The sequence below is a fragment of the Pseudoduganella sp. R-31 genome (assembly GCF_049913235.1).
Lineage (GTDB): Bacteria > Pseudomonadota > Gammaproteobacteria > Burkholderiales > Burkholderiaceae_D > Rugamonas.
Genome location: NZ_CP183986.1, coordinates 1,633,626 through 1,657,790 on the forward strand (window position 1 = coordinate 1,633,626; position 24,165 = coordinate 1,657,790).

Consider the following 24,165-nt stretch of genomic DNA (forward strand, 5'->3'; position numbering starts at 1 on the left):
CTCCTAATTCCTAATGAGTCTGCGGCGGCGTGCGGGCGAACACATAGTTCGTCACGCGCGCGGCGCCGTGGCGCTTTAGCGTTGCGGCAAGTTCCTGCAGCGTTTCGCCGCTGCTCATGACATCGTCCACCAGGCCGATATGCCGGCCTTCGACCAGCGCCCGCTCGGGAATCGCAAAGGCATGCGCGATATTGGCATGGCGCGCGCCGTGGGGCGTGCTGCTCTGGGCCAGCGTGTCGCGCACGCGTACTGCGAGTCTGGCATGGACGGCGATGCCAAGGGCCTTGCCTAGCGGGCGGGCGATTTCCAGCGCCTGGTTGAAACCGCGCTCCGACAGGCGCTGCAGGCCAAGCGGCACGGGGCACAGCAGGGCAGGGCGCGGGTAAAGCCTGGCATCGGCGCGCTGCACCGCGTCTGCCAGCAGGCCGGCAAACAGGCGCGCCAGCGCGAGCTGGCGGGCGAATTTTAACTGAAGCACGAGGCGGTCCACAGGAAGGGCGTAGTCGGCAGCGGCCACCGTGGCGTCGAAGGCGGGACGCTCGGCCTGGCAGCGGCCGCAGGGCATTGGCTCCAGGTCCTCGGGCGCTGGCGGCAGTGGATTGGCGCAGATCGGGCAGCGGGGAGCCGTGGCGGCGAAGAACTGCTGGCGGCAGCCGGGGCAGAGCAAAGCTGGTCCGCAGGCGCCGCACAGCACGCAATTACAGGGCAACAGGGCGGCCAGCAGGCCGTTGGCAAATGCACTACCCATCGCAAATCTCCGCGAACGAGTAAACTGCCCGGATTATCCCATTAAAGAACCGTATTAAATATGCAAGCCCCAGCAAAACCGCCGAAATTGAGCGCTCCTATTGACCTAGATCGAGTCCGCGCCCTGTTTGCCGACCCGGCCCGCGTGGCGGAAGCCGATTTCCTGCGGCGCGAGATTGCCAGCCGCATGCACGAGCGCCTGCAACTGGTCAAAGTCAACCCGCTGCGCGTGATCGATGCGGGTTGCGGCACCGGCCCGGATTTGCCGGCCTTGCAAAAAAGCTATCCCGCCGCCCAGATCCTGGGCGTCGACACCTCGCCCGCCATGATTGCTGCCGCGCGCGGCCAGGCCGGCAAAACCGGCCTGAGCCAGCTGATTGGCAAATTGCTACCAGCAAAATCGGGCATTGACTACCTGTGCGCCGATATGGCCGACCTGCCGCTGGCGCGGAACAACGCGGACCTGGTGTGGTCTAACCTTGCGCTGCACTGGCACCCGCAGCCGGACCGCGTGTTTGCGGAGTGGCATCGCGTGCTGAAGGTAGGCGGCCTGCTGATGTTCTCCTGCTTCGGCCCGGATACGCTGCAGGAACTGCGGACCGCCTTCGCCGAAGTCGACCTGGCGCCGCATACGCTGCCCTTCGTCGACATGCACGATTTCGGCGACCAGCTTGTGGAAGCAGGCTTTGCCGAGCCGGTCATGGATATGGAAAAGATCACGGTGACCTACGACAGCGCCGACAAGCTGCTGGCCGATGCCCGCGCGCTGGGCGGCAATCCGCTGCAGACGCGGCGCAAGGGGCTGCTCGGAAAACTGGCATACCAGCGCATGCTGCAAGGCCTGGAAAAGCAGCGCCGGGCGGACGGCAAGCTGGCGCTGACCTTTGAAGTGATCTACGGCCATGCCTTCCGCCCGGCCCCAAAGGTCACCAGCAGCGGCGAAGCGATCATCCGTTTTGACTTGACAAGGAAGCCCAAAAAATAGGCAGGGAAGGCCGGGGTTACTTGCGTATACCACAGTGAAGGGTGTGCTGCCCTTGATGTAGGACATGTTCACTGAGTATAATCTTTAGCTAATTTTGCCAAGACTTCGCCCAGCCGAACGCAACAAGGCGGTCCAGGCCAGGCAAATATGGCAGCAAAGCTATCGATGATGTGTGGTCATCGGGAGTGTTTTTCAAGGTTCCAGCACAGTCCGGTCGCGAATTATTTTGCGCTGGCTTGGCTCGGAGCCTTTAGGTGTTTAGCGTGCGGCGGGTCCGCGGTTAGGCGGGCCTGGCGCACAAAAATCTTCTTTATTTTTGGGTGGTTGGGGAAAACATGAAACTTGCGAAGCGACTTCAATCGTTGATGCTCGGCTTGGCCGTTACCGCCGCAGCAATGCCGGCGTGGGCAGAGCCTGCGGCGACAGCGGCCGGCGACTACACGGCAAAGACCGGTGGCACCGGCGGTCCGATGGTCCATCAGTTGAACCTGCAGGCTCCTGCAACAAAGATCGCTGAAAACATCTATGACCTGCACACCATGATGATGGTCATCATTATGGTCATCTTCGTCGCCGTGTTCGGCGTGATGTTCTACTCGATCTTCAAGCACCGCAAGTCGGTCGGCCACAAAGCCGCCACCTTCCACGAATCCACCGCCGTTGAAATCGCCTGGACCGTCGTGCCTTTCCTGATCGTTATCGGCATGGCACTGCCAGCAACCAAGACCGTGGTTGCGATGAAAGACACCTCCAACGCCGACATCACCATCAAAGCCACCGGCATGCAGTGGAAATGGGGCTATGACTACCTGAAGGGCGAAGGCGAAGGCATCTCCTTCATCTCCAACCTGTCGACCCCGCGCTCGCAAGTGGGCAACCCTGGTGAAGAATTCACCGGCAAGCGCAACGAAAACTACCTGATGGAAGTGGACAACGAAGTCGTGGTCCCGGTCGGCAAGAAGGTCCGCATCGTCACCACCGCCAACGACGTGATCCACGCCTGGATGATCCCGGCATTCGGCGTCAAGCAGGATGCGATCCCAGGCTTCGTGCGCGACACCTGGTTCAAGGCTGAATACACCGGCACCTTCCGCGGCAACTGCGCCGAGCTGTGCGGTAAAGAGCACGCCTTCATGCCGATCGTGGTCAAGGTCGTGACCGCCGAAGAGTACACCGCCTGGGTCAACGGCAAGAAGAAGGAAATGGCTGCCCTGGCAGACGATCCGAACAAGACCTGGACCATCGACGAATTGAAGACCAAGGGCGAAAAAGTCTACACCGCTAATTGCGCAGTCTGCCACCAGGCAAACGGCAAGGGCGTGCCGGGTGCCTTCGCGCCACTGGACGGCTCCGAAGTGGTGAACGGCCCGAAAGCCGAACAGATCAATGTGCTGCTGCACGGTAAGAAATCGGGCAAGTACCCATCCGAAATGCCGGCATGGAAGCAACTGTCGGATACCGATATCGCGGCTGTCATCACCTACACCCGCAACAACTGGTCGAATAAGCCAGCGGAAAACATCGTTCAGCCAGCCGAAGTTGTGGCTGCTCGCGCCAAGTAATTAGGAGCATTACATGAGCACTATCGATCACGCACACGATCACGCCCACGGCGACCACGATCACGCACACGATCACCCACACGGCCTGAGCCGTTGGCTGTTCGCGACCAACCACAAGGACATCGGTACCCTGTACATGTGGTTCTCGTTCATCATGCTGCTGTCCGGCGGCGTGCTGGCGCTGATGATCCGTACCGAACTGTTCAAGCCTGGCCTGCAGTTCTTCCAGCCTGAATTCTTCAACCAGCTGACCACCATGCACGGCCTGGTGATGGTGTTCGGCGCCATCATGCCGGCCTTCGTCGGCTTCGCCAACTGGATGATCCCGCTGCAGATCGGCGCATCCGACATGGCGTTCGCCCGCATGAACAACTTCTCGTTCTGGTTGCTGCCTCCTGCGGCGATCCTGCTGGCCGGCTCGTTCTTCGTGCCTGGCGGCGCGACCGCTGCCGGCTGGACCCTGTACGCTCCGCTGTCGACCCAGATGGGCATCGGCATGGACATGGGTATCTTCGCCATGCACATCATGGGCGCGTCGTCGATCATGGGTTCCATCAACATCATCGTCACCATCCTGAACATGCGCGCTCCTGGCATGACCCTGATGAAGATGCCGATGTTCTGCTGGACCTGGCTGATCACCGCCTACCTGCTGATCGCCGTGATGCCGGTCCTGGCAGGCGCCATCACCATGACCCTGACCGACCGTCACTTCGGCACCTCCTTCTTCAACGCCGCCGGCGGCGGTGACCCGGTCATGTACCAGCACATCTTCTGGTTCTTCGGTCACCCAGAGGTGTACATCATGATCCTGCCGGCCTTCGGCATCGTGTCGCAGATCATCCCGGCCTTCGCCCGCAAGCAGCTGTTCGGCTACGCTTCGATGGTGTACGCCACCGCGTCCATCGCGATCCTGTCGTTCATCGTCTGGGCCCACCACATGTTCACCACCGGCATGCCGGTGACCTCGCAGCTGTTCTTCATGTACGCCACCATGCTGATCTCCGTGCCGACCGGCGTGAAGGTCTTCAACTGGATCGCGACCATGTGGAAAGGCTCGATGACCTTTGAAACCCCGATGCTGTTCTCGGTCGGCTTCATCTTCGTGTTCACCATGGGCGGCTTCACCGGCCTGATGCTGGCAGTGACCCCGGTCGACATCCAGCTGCAGGATACCTACTACGTGGTGGCGCACTTCCACTACGTGCTGGTGGCAGGTTCGCTGTTTGCGCTGTTCGCAGGCTTCTACTACTGGGTACCGAAGTGGACCGGCCACATGTACAACGAGACGATGGGCAAGGCCCACTTCTGGCTGTCGCTGATCACCTTCAACGTGACCTTCTTCCCGATGCACTTCCTGGGCCTGGCCGGCATGCCACGCCGCTACGCCGACTATCAGGCGCAGTTCACCGACTTCAACTCGATCGCTTCGATCGGTGCTTTCGGTTTCGGCCTGAGCCAGGTGTTCTTCCTGTTCTTCGTGGTGCTGCCGACCATCCGTGGCGGCAAGCAGGCGGAAGCCAAGCCATGGGATGGCGCTGAAGGCCTGGAGTGGACCGTGCCGTCGCCGGCGCCGTTCCACACCTTCGAAGTACCGCCGACTGTCAAGTAATCGCTTTTCGGGGACGGGCCAGCCCGTCCCCTATAGGAAGTACCATGTCTGACCCGAAGAAGCCGAATAGCAACCTGCGCCTGGCCCTGATTCTGTTGTCGGTCGCCGTAGTGTTCTTTGTTTCCGTCATCGGCAAGCAATGGATGCTGGGGCACCACTGAAATGAGCGGCGGCGAGAACAAGAAGCTGCTTGGCAAGTTGCTGGTCATTGCCGTCATGATGTTCGGCTTTGGCTATGCGCTGATCCCGGTGTACAAGCACCTGTGCGAGGTGCTGGGACTGAACCTGATCGATGGCAAGCCGCAGGAAGTTGCCAGGAACAGCCAGGTCGACATGAGCCGTGAAATCACGGTGGAGCTGGTCAGCAATGTGCAGGGCACCTTGCGTTTCCGCGCCACCCAGAACAGCGTGACCGTGCACCCTGGCGAAATGACGACGGTGGTATACGAGGTAGTCAACAGCGTGGACCGCACGGTGAAGGCGCAAGCCGTCCCGAGCTACACGCCGATGGAAGTGACGCCGCACTTCAAGAAGGTGGAATGCTTCTGCTTCAAGGAGCAGACGCTGAAACCGAAGGAGGCGCGGCAGATGCCGGTGGTGTTCTTCATCGATCCGGCGGTGCCGAAGAGCGTGAAGACCGTCACCCTGTCGTACACCTTTATCGAGGCGGGCGGCCTGGGCAACCAGACCGCAGCCAATTAAGGAAGGCAGATGGGATCGTTTTTGTATTCGATGAAAGCAGTGATCTGGTCGTTCTTCGGCCTGCGCCGCAAAAGCGATTTTGACCAGGACCAGGAGAAGATCAAGCCGGTCCACGTCATCGTCGCCGGATTGCTGGGCGCGGCCCTGTTCATCGGCTTGCTGGTTTCGATCGTAAAACTCGTGGTTTCAAAGTAAATTATTGCAGGATTTTAGGGAGAACAAGATGAGCTCTAATAACGCCGCGGCACCGTACTACTTCGTGCCTGGTCCTTCCAAGTGGCCGATGCTGGCAGGTATTTCCCTGCTGGTGACCATGATTGGCGCATCCGCATGGGTCAACGACGCACCATGGGGCATGATCGTCAATAACATCGGCATCGTCATGACCCTGGCCGTGCTGTACTTCTGGTTCGGCGACGCCATCTCAGAGTCCGAGAAGGGCCTGTACTCCAAGCGCATCGACGTGTCCTACCGCTGGTCGATGGGCTGGTTCATCTTCTCCGAAGTGATGTTCTTCGGCGCCTTCTTCGGCGCGCTGTACTACGCACGCCAGATCACCATGCCTTGGCTGGCCGACCTGGACCACAAGCTGATCTGGCCTGACTTCTCGGCCAACTGGAATGGCGGCGTGGGTCCGGCAGGCACCGTGGACAACTACACCCCGATGGGCCCGTTCCCGATCCCGACCATCAACACCGCGCTGCTGCTGGCTTCGGGCATGACCCTGACCATTTCGCACCACGCGCTGCAGGCTGCCAACCGCTCCAAGGCGATCTTCTGGCTGGCTGCCACCGTGCTGCTGGGCGCAACCTTCATGGGCTTCCAGGCTTATGAATACATGCACGCTTACAGCGAACTGAACCTGAAGCTGACCTCGGGCATCTACGGCTCGACCTTCTTCATGCTGACCGGCTTCCACGGCTTCCACGTGACCATGGGCGCGATCATGCTGTCCGTCGTGCTGTACCGCCTGATCCGCGGCGACATGAGCGCTGAACACCACTTCGCCTTCGAAGGCGCGGCCTGGTACTGGCACTTTGTTGACGTTGTCTGGCTGGGCCTGTACGTCGTCGTGTACTGGATGTAAGACGCGGTTATAATCTAACCGCAAAAAAGCCGCATCGGCCAGAACGCGCCCCAGGTCGCGCTCTGTGCAGATGCGGCTTTTTGCATTTAGCGGATACCGGTCGGTTTAATATAGCCGAGCTTTGCCAGCACCAGGATGGTGATGAACAGCGCGATCGAGAAACCGACGCGCAGCGCAAAAGCGCGCACCATTTTCGGGTTGGCCGATTTGCTGCGCATCATGCTGATGAAGGCTGAAGCCAGGCTGCCAATGATCAGCACGAAGGCGACGGCGACAAAGTATTTCATGGTAATAGAGCGGTTTCTGAGGAACCTTATTGTATGGCATTCCGCTTTCGGTTGATCCCTTTCCTGGCCACGGTGGTCCTGGTGGCGATCGGCGTTTCCGCCGGGCGCTGGCAGGATGGCCGCGCCGCCCAGAAGCTTGCGCTCGAAGCGCGCCTGGCGGCCGGCAATGCCGCCGCGCCTTTGGACCTGGGCGCCGCTCCGGTGGCTGCCGCCGACGTGGAATTCCGCCGCGTGCGGCTGCAAGGCGAGTGGGTGAGCGGCTGGCCGGTCTACCTCGACAACCGCCCGCACGCAGGGCGTCCCGGCTTCTACCTGTTGATGCCGTTGCGGCTGGCCGGCAGCGATATGCACGTGCTGGTGGCGCGCGGCTGGCTGCCGCGCGATATGGCCGACCGCAGCAAGCTGCCTTCGTATGCAACGCCGGCGGGCCCGGTGGTGGTCGAAGGCATCGCCCGGCTGGCGCCAGGGCATGTGATGCAACTGGGCGAAGCGCCCAGACTTGCGCCGGGAGCGATCGTGCAGAATGCCGATGCGGCGGCGCTGGCCGCAGCGACGGGCTGGAGATTCCAGCCGCTGGTGGTCGAGCAATCGTCGCCGGATGGCGCGACCGGCACCGCCGAAGCGCTGCAGCGCGACTGGCCCGCACCGGCGATGGGCGCGGACAAGCATAAAGGTTACGCCTTCCAGTGGTACGCACTGGCGGCAATGGCAGGTCTTTTCTTTGTATTCACCGGATTGAGAAAAAGTGGAAAACGCTAAACAAGACGAGAACCAGCGCCGCCGTGGCCGCTGGAGCATGTTCGCGGTGCTGCTGGTGTGCGCCGCACCGATCCTTGCTTCCTATGTCACCTATTACTTCATCAAGCCCGAAGGGCGCACCAACTACGGCGACCTGCTCGACCCGCGCCAGCACCCGATCCCGGCCATGGCCAGCACCACGGTCGATGGCAAGCCGCAAACGTTGGAAGACTTCAAGGGCAAGTGGCTGATGGTCAAGGTGGGCGGCTCTGCCTGCGACCAGAAATGCCAGGACATGCTGTTCATGATGCGCCAGCTGCGGACCATGCAGGGCAAGGAAGCGGACCGCATCGAGCGCGTGTGGCTGATCACCGATAGCGAGCCGCTGGAAACCTTCATGCTGCGCGTGAACGACGGCACCCGCTTCCTGCGTGCGCCGGCCGACGCGGTGGCCAAGTGGCTGCCGCTGGAAAAGGGCGGCAAGGTGGAAGAGCACATCTACCTGATCGACCCGATGGGCCACCTGATGATGCGCTTCCCGAAGAACGCCGATCCGGCCAAGGTGAAGAAGGACCTGGCCAAGGTACTCAAGGCTTCGGCCATCGGCTAAGGCGGGCGCAATGGACCACAATTCCTTTGCCCATATGGCGATTACGGCGCTGGTCGTCGCCTCGCTGCCGCTGTCCATCGTCTGGATTTCGAAGGACACCAATAAATACCGCAAGCTGGTCTGGATCGCGGTCTTCCTGACCTTCGACCTGATCGTGTTCGGCGCCTTCACGCGCCTGACCGATTCGGGCCTGGGCTGCCCGGACTGGCCGGGCTGCTACGGCGAAGCCAATCCTTTCATCGCGCATGAACAGATCCGTGCCGCCGAAGCGCTGATGCCGACCGGCCCGGTCACCATGATGAAGGCCTGGATCGAGATGATCCATCGCTACCTGGCCATGGGCATCGGCGTCCTGATCGTGGCCATGATGGGCGTGGCGTGGTGGCGCTCGACGGGCAGGGGCCGCGCCGGCGCCGGTGCCGGCATGGCGCGCCGCATTCCGCCGGGCTACCCGACTTTCCTGTTCTTCTTCATCCTGCTGCAAGGCGCGTTCGGCGCCTGGACCGTGACGCAGAAGCTGCAGCCGATCTTCGTGACCGGCCACCTGGTGCTGGGCATGTCGCTGCTGGCCCTGCTGGCCTGGTTCGGCGGCCGCGAGGACCAGCTGCATGCGCCGCTGCCGCGCGCGGCTGGTTCGCAGGCGGCGCGCCTGGGCCGCATCCGCCTGCTGGCTGCGCTATCCGGCGTGGTGCTGCTGGCGCAGCTGGCGCTGGGCGCCTGGGTCAGTTCCAACTACGCCACGCTGGCCTGCACCGAATTCCCGACTTGCGCCGGGGCCTGGGTGCCGCCGATGGACTTCGAGCACGGATTCCACCTGTGGCGTGAGCTGGGCAAGACTGCCGCCGGCCACTACCTGCCATTCGAGGCGCTGACCGCGATCCACTGGGTGCATCGCAACTTCGCCGCCGTGGTGGTGCTGGTGCTCGGCGTGACCGCCTGGCAGGCATGGCGCGTCGAGGGCCTGGGCAAGCATGCGCGCTGGATGGCGGCGGTGCTGGTCCTGCAGGCATTTACCGGGGTCGCGACCATCTATTTCAACTTCCCGCTGGCCATTGCCGTGATCCATAACGCCGGTGCGGCAGCCCTGGTGCTGTTGCTGACCATGATAAACTACAGGGCTAAGTACCTGGCTGCCCCCGCCTACCAATAACAATGAAATCCTCGACCTCCCGCATGGGCCAGTACTGGGCCCTGACCAAGCCGCGCGTGACGCAGCTGGCGGTGTTTTGCGCCGTCATCGGCATGTTCCTGGCCTCCGAAGGCATGCCTGACTGGCGCGTGGTGATTGCGGCGACTGCCGGCATCTGGCTGCTGTCCGGTGCTGCGTTCGCCGTCAACTGCCTGGCCGAGCGCGAAATCGATGCCCGCATGGCGCGCACCGCACGCCGTCCGATGGCGATGGGCGAGATTACCGTCATGCAGACCGTGGTGTTTGCCGCCGTCATCGGCGGCGCCGGCATGTGGATCCTGCACCAGTTGGTCAACCCGCTGACCATGTGGCTGACCTTTGTCACCTTTGTCGGCTACGCCGTGATCTACACCATGATCCTGAAGCCGGCCACGCCGCAGAACATCGTGATCGGCGGCCTGTCCGGCGCGATGCCTCCGGCCCTCGGCTGGGCCGCCATTGCCAACGACGTGCCAATGCAAGCCTGGCTGCTGGTGCTGATCATCTTCGTCTGGACCCCGCCGCACTTCTGGGCGCTGGCGATGTACCGCAAGGCCGACTACGAGCGTTCCGGCCTGCCGATGCTGCCGGTCACCCACGGCATGGGCTTCACTGCTTTCCACGTCTGGCTGTATTCGATCATCCTGGCCGCCACCACGCTGCTGCCGTTTGCCGTGAAAATGAGCGGCCTGATTTACCTGTTCAGCGCAATTGCACTGAACGCGGTATTCTTGTACTACGGCTGGCGCATCTACAAACACTACAGCGATATCGTGGCGCGCAAGGCATTCACCTGGTCCATCATCTACCTGTCGTTGCTGTTCGCGGCACTGCTGGTCGACCACTACTTCAAGTTCTGAGTCCTATGAAAAAACTGTTTGCGGCGCTGTTCATGCTGCTGGCGCTGGCTGCCTGCGGCGAGAAGCAGCTCAAATTCGAAAACACCGACTTGACCGGCCTCGACTACGGCAAGGGCTTTTCGCTGAACGACCACACCGGCAAGCCGGTGACGCTGGACTCCTACAAGGGCAAGGTGGTGGTGCTGTTCTTCGGCTTTACCCATTGCCCGGACGTGTGCCCGACCACCATGGCTGAAATGTCGGCCGTGATGAAGGAGCTGGGCCCGGACGCCGACAAGGTGCAGGTGCTGTTCGCCACCCTCGACCCTGAACGCGACACCAAGGAACTGCTGTCGCAATACGTACCGGGCTTCGACTCGCGCTTCGTGGGCCTGTACGGCACGCCGGAGCAGGTCGCCGCCACGGCCAAGGAGTTCAAGGTGTTCTACCAGAAGGTGCCTGGCAAGACGCCGGACAGCTACACCATCGACCACACGGCCGGCAGCTATGTTTTCGACAAGAGCGGCAAGCTGCGCCTGTTCCTGCGCCATGGCGGCGGGCCGGCGCCTATCGTGCACGACCTGAAGCTTCTCGCCGCCAACTGATTCCTGCTAAGCTAAGGGCATGGAACAACGATTTCAGCCCTATAGCCGCCTGGCAGCCATTGTCTTCCTCGTCATTGGCTGCCTTTACGTCCTTCGCCCCTTCCTGGCCGGCATCCTGTTTGCCGCCGCCATTGCGATTTCTTCCTGGCCTCTTTACCAACGCCTGCTGGCCCGCCTGAAGGGCCGGCGCACGCTTGCGGCTGCAGTAATGACGGTGTCGCTGGTATTGATCATCGTCCTGCCGCTGTCGCTGGTGACATGGAATATCGCCGACAGCGTCACCCACTTCTACCGCGGTGCGCGCGATGCGCTCGATGCTGGCGGCTTCGAGCCGCCAGCGTGGCTGCGCCAGCTGCCCCTGGTGGGCGAGTCGGTCGATTCCTACCTGCGCCAGATCCTGAGCAGCAAGGAGGAGCTGCTGGCCGTGGCCAAGAAGTACGTGGAACCGGCCCGCAACATCCTGCTCAATAGCGGCATTGTGCTGGGCGCCGGCGTGGCGCAGGTCAGCCTGGCCGCCTTTGTCTCGTTCTTCCTGTACCGCGACGGCCATAACATCGTGGCCGCGCTGGAAGTGGGCATGGACAAGATCATGGGCGAACATGCGGTCGAAGTCGCGGAGACTGTCGGCCGTACCGTCACCGGCGTGATGTACGGCATGCTTGGCACCGCGCTGGCGCAGGCAGCCGTAGCGGCGGTGGGTTTCCTGATTGCGAGGGTGCCCGCGGTGGCCCTGCTGTCGGTAGCCACCTTCGTCTTCTCGCTGGTGCCGGTGGGCCCGCCGCTGATCTGGGGCGGTGCGGCGATCTGGCTGTTCTCGCAGGGAATGACTGGCTGGGGCATCTTCATGCTGATTTACGGCACGGTCGTCATCAGCGGCGTGGACAACGTGGTCAAGCCGATCCTGATCTCGCGCGGTTCCAGCCTGCCGTTCGCGCTGGTGCTGCTTGGCGTGATGGGGGGCGTGCTCGCCTTCGGCTTCGTCGGCTTGTTCATCGGCCCGACCCTGCTGGCCGTGGCGCTTGGCCTGCTCAGGAACTGGACCAAGATCAAGCCAGTCGTTTGAGCGCTAGCGCACCAGCATGGCCAGCGCCCGTTCGGGGCTGGTATGCCGTTCCATGATCGTCTTGACGGTGCCGTCTTCGCGCATGGCGCGCAGCGCCTGTTCGATCCTGCTGGCCGAGGTATCGGCAACCAGGCGGGAAATGACCAGCGAACCCTGTACGTTCTCGCGCGGCACCAGGTCCAGTACGCGGAACTGTCCGCGCAACTGGGGATCGCGATGCAAGGCGTCGACATTGCTGCTCAGCTGGAGGATCGCGTGCACGCGGCCATACTGGAAGAGCCGCAGCAGCGTGGTGTAGTCGGGCGTGTCATACACGCGGCCCTGCTTGCGCAGGCGGTCCAGCCAGGCGTCATAGGTGGCGCCGTGCCGAAATCCCTTGATCACGGCGATCTTCAGTTCCGGCTGCGCGGCGAATTGGTCGAGCGTGGCGGCATGCCGCGCCACCTCGTTGCGCAGCAGGAGCATATTGCGCGATTGCAGATAGGGCGTGAAGCGCGCAAAGCCTTCGCGTTCGGGCGTGGAAATGCCGGACATGGTCATGTCCAGCGTGCCGTCTTTCAGCATGGTCCAGATGCGAATGCGCGAATCGCGCGTCATGCGCAGTTCGCAGCCGGTACGGCGCGCCAGTTCGTCGACGATGTCCTTGTCGATGCCGGCCCACTGCTCGCCGCTGCGGTAGTACAGGGCGCCGTGTTCGTACGTGGCGACCGTGTAGGGACCACAGGATGCCGCCGCGGCGCTGCCGGCAAGGCAGGCCGCGACGGCCAGCAGCATACTGCGCACAAGCATATCAATCCTGTTCGTCGGAATCGGGCGGCAAGTTGCGCGGGATTACCTTTACCAACAGTATACGCGGGCCGTTCATCTTTTTCACGACCAGGTCGAAGGCATCGAATTCGACGCGCTGGCCCTGTTTCGGAATGTCGCCGAGCTTCAGCATGATCAGGCCACCGACCGATTCCACTTCATCCAGGCCCATTTCTTCGTTCTCGATGTCGACGCCGAGGATGCGCTCCAGGGAGAAGATGGGCAGGCTTGCCTTGCCGATCAGGGAGCCGTCCGGCTGCGACAGCCAGTCGTTTTCGTTGAGGCGGAACTCGTCGTGGATCTCGCCGACCATGGCGCCCAGCAGGTTATCCAGCGTGAGGAAGCCCACCGGGCGCTTGCCCTTTTCGCCGATCAGGGCGAAGTGCGGCGCGCCATCCTTGAAGCGGCGGAACAGTTCCAGCGCCGGGGTACGGGCGGAGATGGTCTCCGCCGGACGCAGGAAGCCTGCCAGGTTTTTCAGTTCCTTGCGCGACTGCAGGGCGAAGAACAGGTCTTTCAGGTGCACCACGCCCAGCACCGCGTCGCCTTCTTCGTCGAAGTAAGGGTAGCGGCTGAAACGGTTGCGCACAACGGTGTCGAGGTTCTCGTCGATCGAACGGTCGGCGTGCAGCGCAATCACCTCATTGATCGGGCGCATCAGGTCGGCCACGCTCAGTTGCGAGAAGTCCAGCGAGTTGGCCAGGATGTTGCGTTCGTCCTTGTTGAAGGATTCGCCGGGCTGGCTGGTGCGCAGGATCAGCTTCAGTTCGTCGGTCGAGTAGTGCGACTCGTGGCCGCCGGCATTGCCAAGCCCGGCCAGGCGCAGCACCGCGTTGGCGCTCTGGTTGAGCAGCCAGATGGCCGGGTACATGGTCCAGTAGAAGGCGTACAGCGGAATGGCGCTCCACAGCGCGACCGCTTCGGGAATGCGGATCGCCAGCGATTTCGGCGCCAGCTCGCCCACCACGATGTGCAGGAAGGAGATGGTGACGAAGGCGAACACGAAGGAAATGCCGTGCACGATTTCCGGCGAGGTGATGCCGATGAAAGTGAGCAGGGGTTCCAGCAGGCGGGCAAAGGCTGGCTCGCCGATCCATCCCAGGCCGAGCGAGGCAAGGGTGATGCCCAATTGGCAGGCGGACAGGTAGGCATCGAGCTGGCCGTGGACCTTGGCAAGGATGCGGCCACGCAGGCCCTGGGTCTTTTCGATGGCACGCACGCGGGTGCGGCGCAGGGTGACGATGCTGAATTCGGCGGCGACGTAAAAGCCGTTCAGTGCTACGAGGAAGAGTGCGAAAATGACTAGTAAAAGGTTGTCCATATGCGCCCTAAGGCGGAGAGTCGAAAACCTCTATCTTATCCGACCCGGGGCATAGCTCGCGCAATTGTGATAATTTCTTGACGGAAAGCTAAGGCTGCGGAGCCAGGCCGCTGGCCTTGCAAATGGCCAGCAGGCGCATGGCCAGCTCGCTGTCGTTGGCGGCGCGCTCGCGCTGGATGGCCAGCAGGGCGCGCTGCGCTTGCAGTACCGGCTGCTCGTCGCTCATGCCGCGCCGCGCGCGCGTTGCCGCCAGTTCCAGCGCGGAGCGGGCGCTGGCTTCCCGGACGGCGAGAGCTTGCCGGCGCTGGCGCGCGGCGGCGTAGGCGGACAGGGCGTCATCCATTTCATGCCAGGCTTTCAGGACGGTTTTCTGGAAACTGATGGCGGCTTCCTGCTCTTCCAGCTTGCGCAGCTCGACGGTCGCGCGGCGCCGCCCATTCTCGAAGACCGGCAGTTGCAGGCTCGGTCCGAGCGACCATTGGCGGCTGCCCCAGTCGCCGAACTTGCCGGCATCGACTGATTCGAAGCCGAGTGAGAGGCCAAGCGTGATGCGCGGATAAAGGTCGGCGACTGCCACGCCGATCCTCGCCGTTGCCGCCTGCAGGCGGGCCTCTGCCGCCTGGATGTCCGGGCGATGCCGCATGACCTCTCCCGGCACGCCAAGTGCAAGGTCAGGGCCGTCTGGCGCCGGCGCGCCCTGCTGCGCTGCAAACTGCTCCTGAAGCGCGCCGGGCGGCTTGGCAAGCAACATGGTCAGCCTGTTGGCGCCTGCCGCTTCCTGCTCGAGCAGGGCCGGCGCGTGGCTTTCCAGTTCGGCGAGCGCCAGGCGCTGTTGCTCGACTTCGAGATCGGTGGCGAGCCCGCCGCGCTGGCGGGCCGCTGCCAGCGCAGCCAGGTCGCGCGCTGCGGCCAGGTCGGCCTGGAGCAATTCCTGCTGGCGCTGGGCTGCGCGCAGCTCGTAGTAATTGCGGGCCACTTCCAGCTGCACCGCCAGTTGCACGTCGCGCAGGATCGAGCTGGCTTCCGCCATCCCGGCATCCGCCGCCTGCACGCTGCGCCGCACGCGCCCCCACAAGTCCAGCTCCCAGGCGGCATCGAAGCCGGCCTGGTACAGCGCGAAGGGATCGCTGAGTTTTTCGATCAGCACCTCGCGATTGGCAGGGGCGATCGCGTCGACCATGCGCGTACCTGCGCCGGATTCCGACTGGCGCTGCCGGGCGGCGCCGGCATGGGCGGTAAGCTGCGGCCCCTGGGCGCCGGCGGCGACGTTGCGTGCCATCCTGCTTTGGGCGAAGCGCAACGCGGCCGACTGCACGTCGAAGCTTGCGGCCAGTGCTTGCTGCTGCAGGCTGCGCAATACGGGATCGTCGAAGCGGGCAAACGATTGCGCCGTGCCGGCTGCCAGGCCTGTCTCGCGCAGGGCAGGAGCCCCGCCGTGCCAGTCTCCATAGGCAGCAGGCGCTTGCACGGCCGGTTCGTGGTAGTCCGGCCCAACCGTACAAGCAGCCAGCGCCAGGCAAAGCAGGGAGACGGTAATCTGTTTCATGATGGTTCCAGTTCAGGCAAGGCGATGGCGGAACAGCCATGCCGCCAAGGGCAGCGTTATGAGGGCAATCAGCACGAGCGGCACCATATTCGGCCACAAGGTGCCGAGCCCGACGCCTTCGAGATAAATCCGCTGCACCATGTCGATGGCAAAGCGCAGGGGATTTGCCATCGTCGCGACTTGCAGCACTTGCGGCATGTTGCGTACCGGCGTGGTGAGGCCTGACAGCAGCATCATCGGCATCACCAGGACAAAGGTGTACAGCATTGCTTGCTGCATGTTCAGTGATACGGCAGATATCGACAGGCCGATGCCGACGCTGGCAACCGTGAACAGCGTCAGTCCTGCGTAGATCGAAAGCAGCGAGCCCGCCATCGGCACACCGAACCAAAGCCGCGTGACCAGCAGGATCAGGGTCGACTGCACCAGCCCGATCATGATGGGAGGCAGGGCCTTGCCGATCATGATGTCGATCGGCGTCAGCGGTGTCACCAGCAACTGGTCGAAGGTGCCTTGCTCGCGCTCGCGCGCTACGGAAAGGGCGGTCAGCAGCAGGGTTTGCAGCATGCTCAGGGCCGCGATCATGCCCGGCATCAGATACCAGCGGGTTTCCAGGTTCGGATTGAACCAGGCGCGCGCCTCGATGCGCAATGCCGGCGGGGCGCCGCCATGCCGCTCCCGCCACTGGCGATTGAAGTCAGCGACTACGGCGCCGACATAGGCTGCGGCCGAACCGGCCGTATTGGAATTGCGGCCGTCCAGTACGATTTGCAGCGGTGCTGCATCGCCAGCATACAGGCGGCGTTCAAAGTCGACGGGGATGCTGATGGCAAGCAGGGCCTTCTCGCTGTCGATAGCGTCGCGCAGCGCTTCCTGCGTTTCGACAGTCAGCGCGCGGCGAAAGGTACCGCTGGCATCTAGCCTGGCCAGCAGATCGGCAGAGGCGGCGCTGTGGCTGGCGTCATTCAGCGCATACGGCACGTACGTCAGGTCATAGGTCGCGGCGTAGCCGAACAGCAGGCTTTGCACGATGGCGGGCACCAGCAGGATGAAGCGGCTCTTGGGATCTTTGAGCACGGCCAGGAATTCCTTGCGGACGATGACGGCAATGCGGCGGAAAAATGCGATCATGGCTAGTCCAATTGCTTTCGGGTGACCGCACGGGCGATGCCCAGCAACAGCACGGCGTAGGCGGCGAGGATGGCGCAGTTGCGCAGTATCAGCGGCCAGACATTCCCGGCCAGGAACAGGGTCTTTACCAGTTCCATGAAATAGGTCGCGGGCAGGATGCGGCCGACCACCTGCACCGCAATCGGCACGTTGCGCAGGTCGAACAGGAAGCCGGACAGCATCAGCGAAGGCATGAAGCTGCTGACCAGGGCGAGCTGGCTGGCGAGGAACTGGTTCCTGGTCGCGGAAGATATCAGCAACCCCATGCCCACCGCGACGACCAGGTACAGCATGGAGGCGAAAATGATGACCAGCAGCGATCCCTGCATCGGCACCTTGAACAGGAAGCGTGCGGCGGCCAGGCACAGGAAAAGCCCCATCATCCCGACGCAGAAGTAGGGGATGACCTTGGCCAGCAGGATTTCGACTGGCCGCACCGGCGTGACGAACAGCGCTTCCAGCGTGCCGCGTTCCCATTCGCGCGCCATCACCAGGGCGGTGAGGAAGGCTCCCACCAGCGTCATGATCAGCACAATCAGGCCGGGTACCAGGTACCAGGTGCTGGTGTTGGCGCTGTTGTACCAGATGCGCTGCTCGATGCGTACCGCGCCGTTGGCTGGAAGGGCGTCGGGGCGGGCGGCGCTGCCCAGGCGTTCTGCGCGGCGGGCACTCCATTGCTGCAATGCTCCGCTTGCGTAGTTCAGGATGATGCTGGCGCGGTTGGCTTCCGCGCCGTGCACGATGATTTGCACGGCTGCGCTGCCTGCTGCCGCATCGCGCGTGAAGGTGGCGGGAATTCGAACGATGGCGTCCACGCGGCGGTCGCGCATCAAGGCCTCGGCATCATGCATAGACGTGACGGGCAGCGGCGCGAAGGATGGCGACAGGCTGAAGCCGGCGGCAGCTTCCTGCGCGGTTGGCGAACTGTCTTCCATGACGATGGCGACCGGAGCATTTTTTACGTCCAGCGACAGCCCGTAGCCGAAAATCAGGATCAGCACGATTGGCAGGGCGATGCCGATTGCCAGGTTCGAAGCGTCGCGCAGGAGCTGGCGGAATTCCTTGCGCACCAATGCCGCGAGGCGGGAGCGGAAGCCGCTGTTCATCGTGCGCCTCCGTTACGGTTCTTTTCGACGATCTTGATGAAGGCGTCTTCCATATTGCTTGCATCGCCCGCCTGCGTCCTGACCTCGCGCGGCGTGCCGATGGCGAGCACCTTGCCTGCATCCTGGATCAAGATGCGGTCGCAGTACTCGGCTTCTTCCATGAAGTGGGTGGTCACCACGACGGTGACGCCTTGTTCGGAGAGAGTGGTGATCCGGCGCCAGAATTCGCGCCGGGCGAGTGGGTCGGCGCCGCTGGTTGGCTCGTCCAGGAACAGTACTTCAGGCTCGTGCAGCAGGCCGGTGGCCATGGCGAGACGCTGCTTGAAGCCGCCCGGCAGCTGGCCGCTGGGCATGTGTTCCTGTCCCCGCAGCTGGAATTCTTCCAGCACCTGGCTGGTGCGCTTTTCCAGGCGCTGGCCGTACAGGCCGTAGGCGCCGCCAAAGAAATCGAGGTTTTCCCGAACGGTCAGGTTGCCGTACAGGGCAAATCTTTGCGATACGTACCCGACCTTGGCGCGTGCTTGTGCGCGGGCGTGGCGCAGGTTGACGCCTGCCACCTGCAGGAAGCCGGAGCTGGCAGGAAGCAGTCCACACAACATGCGGAAGGTGGTGGTCTTGCCGGCGCCGTTAGGGCCCAGCAAACCAAAGATCTCGCCGCGCGCGACGCTGAAGCTGGTGCTCGCCACGGCGGTGAAGTCGCCAAACTTCCGCACCAGGTCGCGCACCTCGATCATCGAATCCGCGCCGCCCTCCGGGCCGGCGGCTGGCGCGGGCTTGCTTGCTGCAGGGGGCGTGAGGGCGGGCGAGGCCGGCGAGTCGGGCGGTGGCGGGGCCGCGCGCAGCAGCATCATGAATCCATCTTCCAGCCGTGCGGGAACGGGGTTGACTGGCAAGCCGTCAAGCAGTTGCGCGACCGCGCCATCCGAAGCCTCCGCCCGCCGGATGAACCTCACGTGCCCACCCTCCGGCACGGCATCGACCACGACATCGCACGCATCGAGCAAACGCGCCTGCAACGCCCGCGCCGAATCGCCAGTACGCGGCACGGCCGTAAAACTCAAGCCCTCGGCACGCGAACGCAGGTCCGCCGGCGCACCGGCCGCGAGCAATCGACCCTCATGCATGACAAACACCTGTTGGCAACGCTCCGCCTCGTCCATGTAGGAAGTGCTGACGAAGACGGAAAGCCGTTCTTGCTCCACCAGCTGCCGCACGATTTCCCACAGTTCGCGCCGCGACAAGGGATCGACGCCGACAGTCGGCTCATCGAGCAGCAGCAACTCCGGCGAGCGCACCAGCGTGCAAGCCAGGCCAAGTTTCTGCTTCATCCCACCGGACAGCTTGCCCGCCGGCCGCGAGGTGAAGCGCGCCAGGTCGGTCATGTGCAGCAGCTGCTCGAATCGCTCGCGCCGCACGTCAGCCGGCACGCCATGCAGGTCCGCATACAGGTCCATGTTCTCCTGCACGCTCAAGTCTTCGTACAAGCCGAAGCGCTGCGGCATGTAACTGATACGGTCCTGCACTGCCTGCGGATGCGCCGCAACATCGACGCCCAGTACCGACAGGCTGCCAGCGCTGGGCGCCAGCAGGCCCGCCACCATGCGCAGCAAGGTAGTCTTCCCGGCGCCATCCGGCCCGACCAGCGCAGTCAAGGCGCCAGGCGCCACCTCCAGCGTCACGTCGCGCACCGCCTCGACAGGCGCTGCTGCGCCTTTGACGTTGAAGTGGCGGGACAGGCTGCGTCCGCTGAGGACTGCCGAATCCATGATCAGTGCCCGGTTGCGATCCGCACGGTTGCAGGCATCCCCATGCGCAGCACATCGGCCTTGTCGTCGGCCAGCACGCGCACCTCATAGACCAGCGCCGTGCGCAGCTCCTCCGTCTGCACGCTCTTCGGCGTGAACTCGGCGACCGAGGAAATGTAGCCAACCTTGCCGGCCAGTGGCTTGCCTGGCTGGCTGTCGATGGCAATGCTGGCGGCTACGCCGGGCCTGATACGGCCCAGGTCAGCCTCGCGTACATAGGTTCGGACCCATTTGGGGTCGGCAATTGCCAGTGTATAGACAGGACGCTGCGGCGAAGCCATGTCGCCAGCCTCCATCAGCCGGGCGCGCACGACCGCGTCGACAGGCGCCTTCAATGATGCCTCGCCAAGCTGGTATTGCAACAGCGCGACCGCTGCATTGGCGGCATCGAGTTGCGCCTGCGCTTGCGCGATATCTTCGCGGCGCGGGCCGTGCTGGGCCAGCTCCTGCGCCTGGCGCGCCTGTTCCAGCGCCGCTTGCGCCGATTTGGCGCGGGCGCGCGCGGCGTCGACGTCCTGCTGGCTGACGGCGCGGCCATTGCTGTCCCGTTGCACGGCCAATACACGCTCGAGCTGCTGGCGCGCGAGATCGGTATCCGCTTGTGCGGCGCTGGTGCGGGCACGCGCCTGCGCCAGCTCTTCGGAGCGTGTGCCGGCCTTGAGGCGAGCCAGCGCCTGCTGCTGGGCCGCCGCCTGGGCTTCGGCCTCCGCCAGGCGCAAACGCAGGCCGCGCGTATCGAGCTCCGCCAGGACCTGGCCCGGCCGCACCTTCTGGCCTTCTTCCGCCAGCACGCGGGCAATCCGTTCGCTGGAGGGGAAGGCGAGTGCCACCTGGCGCAGGTCGACATTCCCGTACAGGACCAGCTCCTTGTCATTTGGCGCAGGACGGCTCCAGTACCAGGCGCCCGCCGCGATGGTCGCTGCGGCGACAATGGTAAATCCAACAAGCTTTTTGTTCATGGCAGAACCTCCTGCGGAAAATTCTACATCAAATTCAAATTTGGATTTGAAATTGTTTTGGACGTAAAATGCGAGCCATGCAAAAAAAGACAGCAATCCGTGCCAGCCGCCAAGACGGCGACGCCACCCGCCAGGCCCTGTTGGACGTGGCAGGGCAGGTGTTCGCGGAACGCGGCTTTGCCGACGCCACCAGCAAGGAAATCTGCGCCCGCGCCGGCACCAATATCGCCGCCGTCAATTATCACTTCGGCAGCCGCGGCGCGCTATACGAAGCGGTGCTGGTGGAAGCGCACCATCATTTGCTCAAGCTTGAGGACATGCAGGAAATCGCGTCGCGCGACATGGCGCCGCGCGACAAGCTGCGCCTGATCTTGCGCAGCATCGTGCTGCGCGCCACCGGACCGGAAGCACATTGGGGCGCGCGCGTCGTGATCCGCGAACTGATGTCGCCCACCGAGCACGCCCCGGCGCTGGTGCATCAGGCCATCGCGCCCAAGGCCATGGTCATGTTGGCGCTGGTGTGTGACATCCTCGGCCTGCCGCCCGCCACGCCGGGCCTGCAGCGCGCGCTGTTCCTCCTGATGTCGCCCTGCCTGGCGCTGCTGGTGGCCCCGCGCGACATGCGTACGAAACTATTCCCCGCGCTGGGCGACGATGCCGAAGGCCTGGTCGACGACATGATGACCTACGCCAGCGCCGGCCTTGACGCTATCGCTGCGAAATATTCAGCATCGCCTCGACCACGGGGTGGCTGATGCGGCGTTCGTTGGAGATGGCGTAGAACTGCTCGCGCAGTTCGGAGGCCGGCCCCACCGGAACGGCGCCAAACTGCTCCAGCATGTCGCCCGCCAGCGCCGCCGGTGCAAAGAACAGGCCCATGCCGCTGCGGCCGAAAGTATTCAGCATGGCGCTATCCTCGAATTCCCCCACCACGTCGGGCCGCACGTCCTGTTCCAGCAGCCAGGCGTCGATCCGGCCGCGCAGCGCGGTATTCCGGGTCGGCAGCAGGATCGGGGCGCCGTTCAGGCTCTCCGGGAAGTCCCTGCCGTACTTGCGCGCCAGCGCGCGCACGCCGAACAACTGCATTTCGCTTTCACCGAGCAGGTGGCTGAATACCTTGAGCGATGCGCTGGCGCGCACCGGGCGGTCGGTCAGCACCACATCCAGCTTATGCAGCGCCAGTTCGGCCAGCAGGGCGTCAAATTCGCCCTCGGTGCAGACCAGGCGCACCGGCGTGTCCGGCGGCAGCGCCGCCTGCAGGTAGTGGGCCGCGATCAGCTTGGGCATGGAGTCGGAAATGCCGACCGTCAGCCGGATCTTGCCGGCATCCACTTCTTCCAGCGCCTCTTGCATCCGGTCGCCGAGCTGGAAAATCTGCTCGGCGTAGGTCAGCGCCACCCGGCCCGCTTCGGTCGGCACCAGGCGCCGGCCCTGCTGGGTCAGCAGCGACTTGCCGATCGATTGTTCCAGCGCCGCGATTTGCGTGCTGACCGTCTGGATGGCCAGGCCGAGCCGGTCGGCAGCCCGGGTCACGCTGCCTTCGGCGGCAACCATGCGGAAAAAGTAGAGGTGGCGGAAGTTCAGCCCAGTGGTCTTCATGCTTCTGTTTTTACGAAGTAATACTTCGATTATCTTCTATTTTTTAAAAGTCGTCCCGGGCTTAGACTTGCCAGACTTATCAACGAGAAAGGGTCAACCGATGAAGCACTTCAGGATCTCATTCCTGGTCTCCTTCATCTGTCTTGCTGTGGCAGGGTGGTGGGGGTACCAACAAACCGGCGTCAGTGGCGCCCTGGCGGCCTTGTGGATCGCCTTTATCCTGAGCGTGATGGAAGTCTCGCTCTCCTTCGACAACGCGGTTGTCAATGCCTCCGTCCTGAAAAACTGGGACGAATTCTGGCAAAAGCTGTTCCTTGGCGTCGGCATCATCATCGCGGTATTCGGCATGCGCCTGGTATTCCCGCTGGTGATCGTGGCGGTGGCGGCAGACCTCAGCATTCCCGATGTATGGAACCTGGCGCTGAACGACCCGAAAGCCTTCTCGACCCATCTGACCAACCACCATGCCGAGGTGGCGGCTTTCGGCGGTATCTTCCTGCTGATGGTGTTCCTGAATTTCATCTTCGATCATGAAAAACAGATGCACTGGCTGGGCAATGTGGAACGCAAGCTCGGGGCGCTGGGCAAGGTGTCTTCGATCGCCACCATGATCTCGATGGGCGTTCTGCTGGGCAGCCTCGGCATCGTCGAGGAATCGCAGAAATTCATCGTGCTGGTGGCCGGCATGTGGGGCCTGCTGACCTACATTGGCGTGGATGCGCTGTCGTCGTGGATGGAGAAGAGCGAAGAAGGCGGCGTGAATGCCGGTGAACTGGTCAAGCGCGGTGGCGTGGGCGGCTTCCTGTACCTGGAAGTGCTGGATGCCTCGTTCTCCTTCGACGGCGTGATCGGCGCGTTTGCGATCACCAGCGACGTCGTGATCATCATGCTGGGCCTGGCCATTGGCGCGATGTTCGTACGCTCGATGACGGTCTACCTGGTGCACAAGGGCACGCTCGAAGAGTATGTCTACCTGGAGCACGGCGCGCACTACGCGATCGGCATCCTGGCAGTGATCATGTTGGCGAGCATGAAGTTCCATATTCCGGAAGTGATTACCGGCCTGATTGGGGTGGCGTTCATCGTGGCATCGCTGTGGTCCTCGATCCGCCATAAGAGACTTGAAATGAAGGGAGCCTGAAACCATGACGATTTTTAAAGTGACCGGGGATATCGATCCCTTCCTGCAGGTGTCGATGAAGCAGGGCGAGCGCATCTTCTGCGAATCGAACGCGATGGTGATGATGGATTCCACGCTCGAGCTGAAAGGCAAGATGCGCGGTGGCCTGGGCGGCGCCCTGATGCGCTCCCTGGCGAACGGCGAGTCCTTCTTCCAGCAGAACATCGAAGCCACCGGCGGCGACGGCAACTGCCTGCTCTCGCCCAACCTGCCGGGCGCCATGCGCGTGCTGGACGTCGGCGAGCGCCAGTACCTGATCAGCGACGGCGCCTTTGTAGCAGCCAGCAGCGGCATCGACCTGCGGGTGCGTACCCAGAACGTGGGCAATGCGCTATTCGGCCAGAGCGGCGGCTTCTTCGTCACTGAATCGACCGGTTCCGGCCAACTGGTGGTGTCGGGCTTCGGTGCGCTGCATGAAGTCGACGTGGAGCCGGGCAAGGAAGTCGTGATCGACAATGCCCACGTCGTGGCCTGGGATAGCGCCCTGCGCTACGAGATGGCCGTGGCGACGCGCTCCGGCGGCGGCTTGTTCGGCAACCTGGTCAACTCGGTGACCAGCGGCGAAGGCATGGTGCTGCGCTTCTCCGGCCGCGGCAAGGTGCTGATCTGCTCGCGCAACCGCGAAGCTTTCGTGGCCTGGATGATGTCGCACCAGTCCCGCTAATAC

Annotated in this window: 26 protein-coding genes; 16 read left to right on the forward strand and 10 right to left on the reverse strand. The window is 63.2% G+C overall.

Going from position 1 to position 24,165, the window contains the following annotated elements; translation table 11 throughout:
• Window positions 1-10: 10 nt before the first annotated feature.
• Complete coding sequence (locus tag ACN9MY_RS07555; protein WP_426337075.1) at window positions 11-748, reverse strand: phosphoribosyltransferase family protein; 738 nt, start codon at window positions 746-748, stop codon at window positions 11-13.
• Between the two features lie 60 nt (window positions 749-808).
• On the opposite strand from ACN9MY_RS07555, the gene ACN9MY_RS07560 reads away from it, so the two are divergent.
• From ACN9MY_RS07560 to ACN9MY_RS07590, 7 genes are all read left to right on the forward strand, one after another.
• Window positions 809-1,732, forward strand: coding sequence for a methyltransferase domain-containing protein (locus ACN9MY_RS07560; RefSeq protein WP_426337076.1), 924 nt, complete (start codon window positions 809-811; stop codon window positions 1,730-1,732).
• A gap of 335 nt (window positions 1,733-2,067) precedes the next feature.
• Window positions 2,068-3,294, forward strand: a complete 1,227-nt coding sequence (coxB, locus tag ACN9MY_RS07565) for a cytochrome c oxidase subunit II (RefSeq protein ID WP_426169197.1) — start codon at window positions 2,068-2,070, stop codon at window positions 3,292-3,294.
• 13 nt (window positions 3,295-3,307) lie between these two features.
• Window positions 3,308-4,906, forward strand: coding sequence for a cytochrome c oxidase subunit I (gene ctaD / locus ACN9MY_RS07570; RefSeq protein WP_426169200.1), 1,599 nt, complete (start codon window positions 3,308-3,310; stop codon window positions 4,904-4,906).
• Window positions 4,907-4,950: 44 nt separating this feature from the next.
• A complete protein-coding gene (locus tag ACN9MY_RS07575; RefSeq protein WP_229209989.1) occupies window positions 4,951-5,067 on the forward strand; it encodes a cytochrome oxidase small assembly protein in 117 nt (38 codons plus the stop codon).
• 1 nt (window position 5,068) lies between these two features.
• Window positions 5,069-5,608: a cytochrome c oxidase assembly protein gene (locus tag ACN9MY_RS07580; protein ID WP_426337077.1), complete on the forward strand. Its 540-nt coding sequence runs from the start codon at window positions 5,069-5,071 to the stop codon at window positions 5,606-5,608.
• A 9-nt stretch (window positions 5,609-5,617) separates the two neighbouring features.
• Window positions 5,618-5,803 (forward strand): DUF2970 domain-containing protein, encoded by a 186-nt coding sequence (locus ACN9MY_RS07585; protein WP_426169206.1) that lies wholly within the window; start codon window positions 5,618-5,620, stop codon window positions 5,801-5,803.
• A 28-nt stretch (window positions 5,804-5,831) separates the two neighbouring features.
• The gene (locus ACN9MY_RS07590; RefSeq protein ID WP_426169209.1) at window positions 5,832-6,695 is read left to right on the forward strand and encodes a cytochrome c oxidase subunit 3; all 864 of its coding nucleotides are present in this window, start codon (window positions 5,832-5,834) and stop codon (window positions 6,693-6,695) included.
• Between the two features lie 86 nt (window positions 6,696-6,781).
• Here ACN9MY_RS07590 and ACN9MY_RS07595 read toward each other — a convergent pair whose 3' ends face one another.
• Window positions 6,782-6,982: a DUF2909 domain-containing protein gene (locus ACN9MY_RS07595; RefSeq protein ID WP_155455435.1), complete on the reverse strand. Its 201-nt coding sequence runs from the start codon at window positions 6,980-6,982 to the stop codon at window positions 6,782-6,784.
• A gap of 33 nt (window positions 6,983-7,015) precedes the next feature.
• On the opposite strand from ACN9MY_RS07595, the gene ACN9MY_RS07600 reads away from it, so the two are divergent.
• Genes ACN9MY_RS07600 through ACN9MY_RS07625 form a run of 6 tightly spaced genes read left to right on the forward strand, consistent with a single transcriptional unit; the run spans window position 7,016 to window position 12,005 of the window.
• Window positions 7,016-7,741 (forward strand): SURF1 family protein, encoded by a 726-nt coding sequence (locus ACN9MY_RS07600; RefSeq protein WP_426337078.1) that lies wholly within the window; start codon window positions 7,016-7,018, stop codon window positions 7,739-7,741.
• A 37-nt stretch (window positions 7,742-7,778) separates the two neighbouring features.
• Complete coding sequence (locus ACN9MY_RS07605) at window positions 7,779-8,330, forward strand: SCO family protein (RefSeq protein WP_426337628.1); 552 nt, start codon at window positions 7,779-7,781, stop codon at window positions 8,328-8,330.
• A gap of 10 nt (window positions 8,331-8,340) precedes the next feature.
• Entirely contained in the window at window positions 8,341-9,480 is a 1,140-nt protein-coding gene (locus tag ACN9MY_RS07610; RefSeq protein ID WP_426337079.1) for a COX15/CtaA family protein, read from the forward strand.
• Window positions 9,481-9,482: 2 nt separating this feature from the next.
• Window positions 9,483-10,358 carry a heme o synthase gene (gene cyoE / locus ACN9MY_RS07615; RefSeq protein ID WP_426169218.1) on the forward strand — a complete coding sequence of 292 codons (876 nt, stop codon included), beginning with the start codon at window positions 9,483-9,485 and terminating at the stop codon, window positions 10,356-10,358.
• Between the two features lie 5 nt (window positions 10,359-10,363).
• Complete coding sequence (locus ACN9MY_RS07620; protein ID WP_426337080.1) at window positions 10,364-10,942, forward strand: SCO family protein; 579 nt, start codon at window positions 10,364-10,366, stop codon at window positions 10,940-10,942.
• Window positions 10,943-10,961: 19 nt separating this feature from the next.
• On the forward strand, window positions 10,962-12,005 hold the full coding sequence (locus ACN9MY_RS07625; protein ID WP_426337081.1) for an AI-2E family transporter: 1,044 nt from the start codon (window positions 10,962-10,964) through the stop codon (window positions 12,003-12,005).
• 3 nt (window positions 12,006-12,008) lie between these two features.
• Here the strand turns inward: ACN9MY_RS07625 and ACN9MY_RS07630 are convergent, their stop codons facing one another.
• From ACN9MY_RS07630 to ACN9MY_RS07660, 7 genes are all read right to left on the reverse strand, one after another.
• Window positions 12,009-12,794 (reverse strand): substrate-binding periplasmic protein, encoded by a 786-nt coding sequence (locus ACN9MY_RS07630; protein ID WP_426337082.1) that lies wholly within the window; start codon window positions 12,792-12,794, stop codon window positions 12,009-12,011.
• A gap of 1 nt (window position 12,795) precedes the next feature.
• On the reverse strand, window positions 12,796-14,133 hold the full coding sequence (locus ACN9MY_RS07635) for a hemolysin family protein (protein ID WP_426169228.1): 1,338 nt from the start codon (window positions 14,131-14,133) through the stop codon (window positions 12,796-12,798).
• A gap of 88 nt (window positions 14,134-14,221) precedes the next feature.
• Window positions 14,222-15,679 (reverse strand): efflux transporter outer membrane subunit, encoded by a 1,458-nt coding sequence (locus tag ACN9MY_RS07640; protein WP_426169231.1) that lies wholly within the window; start codon window positions 15,677-15,679, stop codon window positions 14,222-14,224.
• Between the two features lie 12 nt (window positions 15,680-15,691).
• Window positions 15,692-16,810: an ABC transporter permease gene (locus ACN9MY_RS07645; protein ID WP_426337083.1), complete on the reverse strand. Its 1,119-nt coding sequence runs from the start codon at window positions 16,808-16,810 to the stop codon at window positions 15,692-15,694.
• A 2-nt stretch (window positions 16,811-16,812) separates the two neighbouring features.
• Window positions 16,813-17,955, reverse strand: a complete 1,143-nt coding sequence (locus tag ACN9MY_RS07650) for an ABC transporter permease (RefSeq protein WP_426169235.1) — start codon at window positions 17,953-17,955, stop codon at window positions 16,813-16,815.
• On the reverse strand, window positions 17,952-19,721 hold the full coding sequence (locus tag ACN9MY_RS07655) for an ATP-binding cassette domain-containing protein (RefSeq protein WP_426337084.1): 1,770 nt from the start codon (window positions 19,719-19,721) through the stop codon (window positions 17,952-17,954). The genes ACN9MY_RS07650 and ACN9MY_RS07655 overlap by 4 nt, the downstream gene beginning before the upstream one ends.
• A gap of 2 nt (window positions 19,722-19,723) precedes the next feature.
• Window positions 19,724-20,719, reverse strand: a complete 996-nt coding sequence (locus ACN9MY_RS07660; RefSeq protein ID WP_426337085.1) for an HlyD family efflux transporter periplasmic adaptor subunit — start codon at window positions 20,717-20,719, stop codon at window positions 19,724-19,726.
• 77 nt (window positions 20,720-20,796) lie between these two features.
• Here ACN9MY_RS07660 and ACN9MY_RS07665 point away from each other — a divergent pair, with 77 nt between their 5' ends.
• Window positions 20,797-21,474, forward strand: coding sequence for a CerR family C-terminal domain-containing protein (locus ACN9MY_RS07665; protein ID WP_426169243.1), 678 nt, complete (start codon window positions 20,797-20,799; stop codon window positions 21,472-21,474).
• Here the strand turns inward: ACN9MY_RS07665 and nhaR are convergent.
• On the reverse strand, window positions 21,428-22,318 hold the full coding sequence (gene nhaR, locus ACN9MY_RS07670) for a transcriptional activator NhaR (protein WP_426169246.1): 891 nt from the start codon (window positions 22,316-22,318) through the stop codon (window positions 21,428-21,430). The two genes, ACN9MY_RS07665 and nhaR, sit on opposite strands and share 47 nt — an antisense overlap.
• Window positions 22,319-22,418: 100 nt before the next feature.
• Between nhaR and ACN9MY_RS07675 the strand changes: the two genes are divergently transcribed.
• The gene (locus tag ACN9MY_RS07675; RefSeq protein ID WP_426337086.1) at window positions 22,419-23,459 is read left to right on the forward strand and encodes a DUF475 domain-containing protein; all 1,041 of its coding nucleotides are present in this window, start codon (window positions 22,419-22,421) and stop codon (window positions 23,457-23,459) included.
• 4 nt (window positions 23,460-23,463) lie between these two features.
• Window positions 23,464-24,162 carry a TIGR00266 family protein gene (locus ACN9MY_RS07680; RefSeq protein ID WP_426169250.1) on the forward strand — a complete coding sequence of 233 codons (699 nt, stop codon included), beginning with the start codon at window positions 23,464-23,466 and terminating at the stop codon, window positions 24,160-24,162.
• The last annotated feature ends 3 nt before the right edge of the window (window positions 24,163-24,165 follow it).

Excerpts from the sequence above, each read along its gene's own strand:
- coxB (WP_426169197.1), top strand. The coding sequence starts at position 2,068 with ATGAAACTTGCGAAGCGACTTCAATCGTTGATGCTCGGCTTGGCCGTT.
- ctaD (WP_426169200.1), top strand. The coding sequence starts at position 3,308 with ATGAGCACTATCGATCACGCACACGATCACGCCCACGGCGACCACGAT.
- ACN9MY_RS07575 (WP_229209989.1), top strand. The coding sequence starts at position 4,951 with ATGTCTGACCCGAAGAAGCCGAATAGCAACCTGCGCCTGGCCCTGATT.
- ACN9MY_RS07635 (WP_426169228.1), bottom strand. The coding sequence starts at position 14,133 with ATGGACAACCTTTTACTAGTCATTTTCGCACTCTTCCTCGTAGCACTG.
- ACN9MY_RS07605 (WP_426337628.1), top strand. The coding sequence starts at position 7,779 with ATGTTCGCGGTGCTGCTGGTGTGCGCCGCACCGATCCTTGCTTCCTAT.
- ACN9MY_RS07620 (WP_426337080.1), top strand. The coding sequence starts at position 10,364 with ATGAAAAAACTGTTTGCGGCGCTGTTCATGCTGCTGGCGCTGGCTGCC.
- ACN9MY_RS07590 (WP_426169209.1), top strand. The coding sequence starts at position 5,832 with ATGAGCTCTAATAACGCCGCGGCACCGTACTACTTCGTGCCTGGTCCT.
- ACN9MY_RS07560 (WP_426337076.1), top strand. The coding sequence starts at position 809 with ATGCAAGCCCCAGCAAAACCGCCGAAATTGAGCGCTCCTATTGACCTA.
- ACN9MY_RS07585 (WP_426169206.1), top strand. The coding sequence starts at position 5,618 with ATGGGATCGTTTTTGTATTCGATGAAAGCAGTGATCTGGTCGTTCTTC.
- ACN9MY_RS07665 (WP_426169243.1), top strand. The coding sequence starts at position 20,797 with ATGCAAAAAAAGACAGCAATCCGTGCCAGCCGCCAAGACGGCGACGCC.
- ACN9MY_RS07640 (WP_426169231.1), bottom strand. The coding sequence starts at position 15,679 with ATGAAACAGATTACCGTCTCCCTGCTTTGCCTGGCGCTGGCTGCTTGT.
- ACN9MY_RS07600 (WP_426337078.1), top strand. The coding sequence starts at position 7,016 with ATGGCATTCCGCTTTCGGTTGATCCCTTTCCTGGCCACGGTGGTCCTG.
- ACN9MY_RS07650 (WP_426169235.1), bottom strand. The coding sequence starts at position 17,955 with ATGAACAGCGGCTTCCGCTCCCGCCTCGCGGCATTGGTGCGCAAGGAA.
- cyoE (WP_426169218.1), top strand. The coding sequence starts at position 9,483 with ATGAAATCCTCGACCTCCCGCATGGGCCAGTACTGGGCCCTGACCAAG.
- ACN9MY_RS07645 (WP_426337083.1), bottom strand. The coding sequence starts at position 16,810 with ATGATCGCATTTTTCCGCCGCATTGCCGTCATCGTCCGCAAGGAATTC.
- ACN9MY_RS07555 (WP_426337075.1), bottom strand. The coding sequence starts at position 748 with ATGGGTAGTGCATTTGCCAACGGCCTGCTGGCCGCCCTGTTGCCCTGT.
- ACN9MY_RS07625 (WP_426337081.1), top strand. The coding sequence starts at position 10,962 with ATGGAACAACGATTTCAGCCCTATAGCCGCCTGGCAGCCATTGTCTTC.
- ACN9MY_RS07630 (WP_426337082.1), bottom strand. The coding sequence starts at position 12,794 with ATGCTTGTGCGCAGTATGCTGCTGGCCGTCGCGGCCTGCCTTGCCGGC.
- ACN9MY_RS07595 (WP_155455435.1), bottom strand. The coding sequence starts at position 6,982 with ATGAAATACTTTGTCGCCGTCGCCTTCGTGCTGATCATTGGCAGCCTG.
- ACN9MY_RS07660 (WP_426337085.1), bottom strand. The coding sequence starts at position 20,719 with ATGAACAAAAAGCTTGTTGGATTTACCATTGTCGCCGCAGCGACCATC.
- ACN9MY_RS07655 (WP_426337084.1), bottom strand. The coding sequence starts at position 19,721 with ATGGATTCGGCAGTCCTCAGCGGACGCAGCCTGTCCCGCCACTTCAAC.
- ACN9MY_RS07680 (WP_426169250.1), top strand. The coding sequence starts at position 23,464 with ATGACGATTTTTAAAGTGACCGGGGATATCGATCCCTTCCTGCAGGTG.
- ACN9MY_RS07675 (WP_426337086.1), top strand. The coding sequence starts at position 22,419 with ATGAAGCACTTCAGGATCTCATTCCTGGTCTCCTTCATCTGTCTTGCT.
- nhaR (WP_426169246.1), bottom strand. The coding sequence starts at position 22,318 with ATGAAGACCACTGGGCTGAACTTCCGCCACCTCTACTTTTTCCGCATG.
- ACN9MY_RS07580 (WP_426337077.1), top strand. The coding sequence starts at position 5,069 with ATGAGCGGCGGCGAGAACAAGAAGCTGCTTGGCAAGTTGCTGGTCATT.
- ACN9MY_RS07610 (WP_426337079.1), top strand. The coding sequence starts at position 8,341 with ATGGACCACAATTCCTTTGCCCATATGGCGATTACGGCGCTGGTCGTC.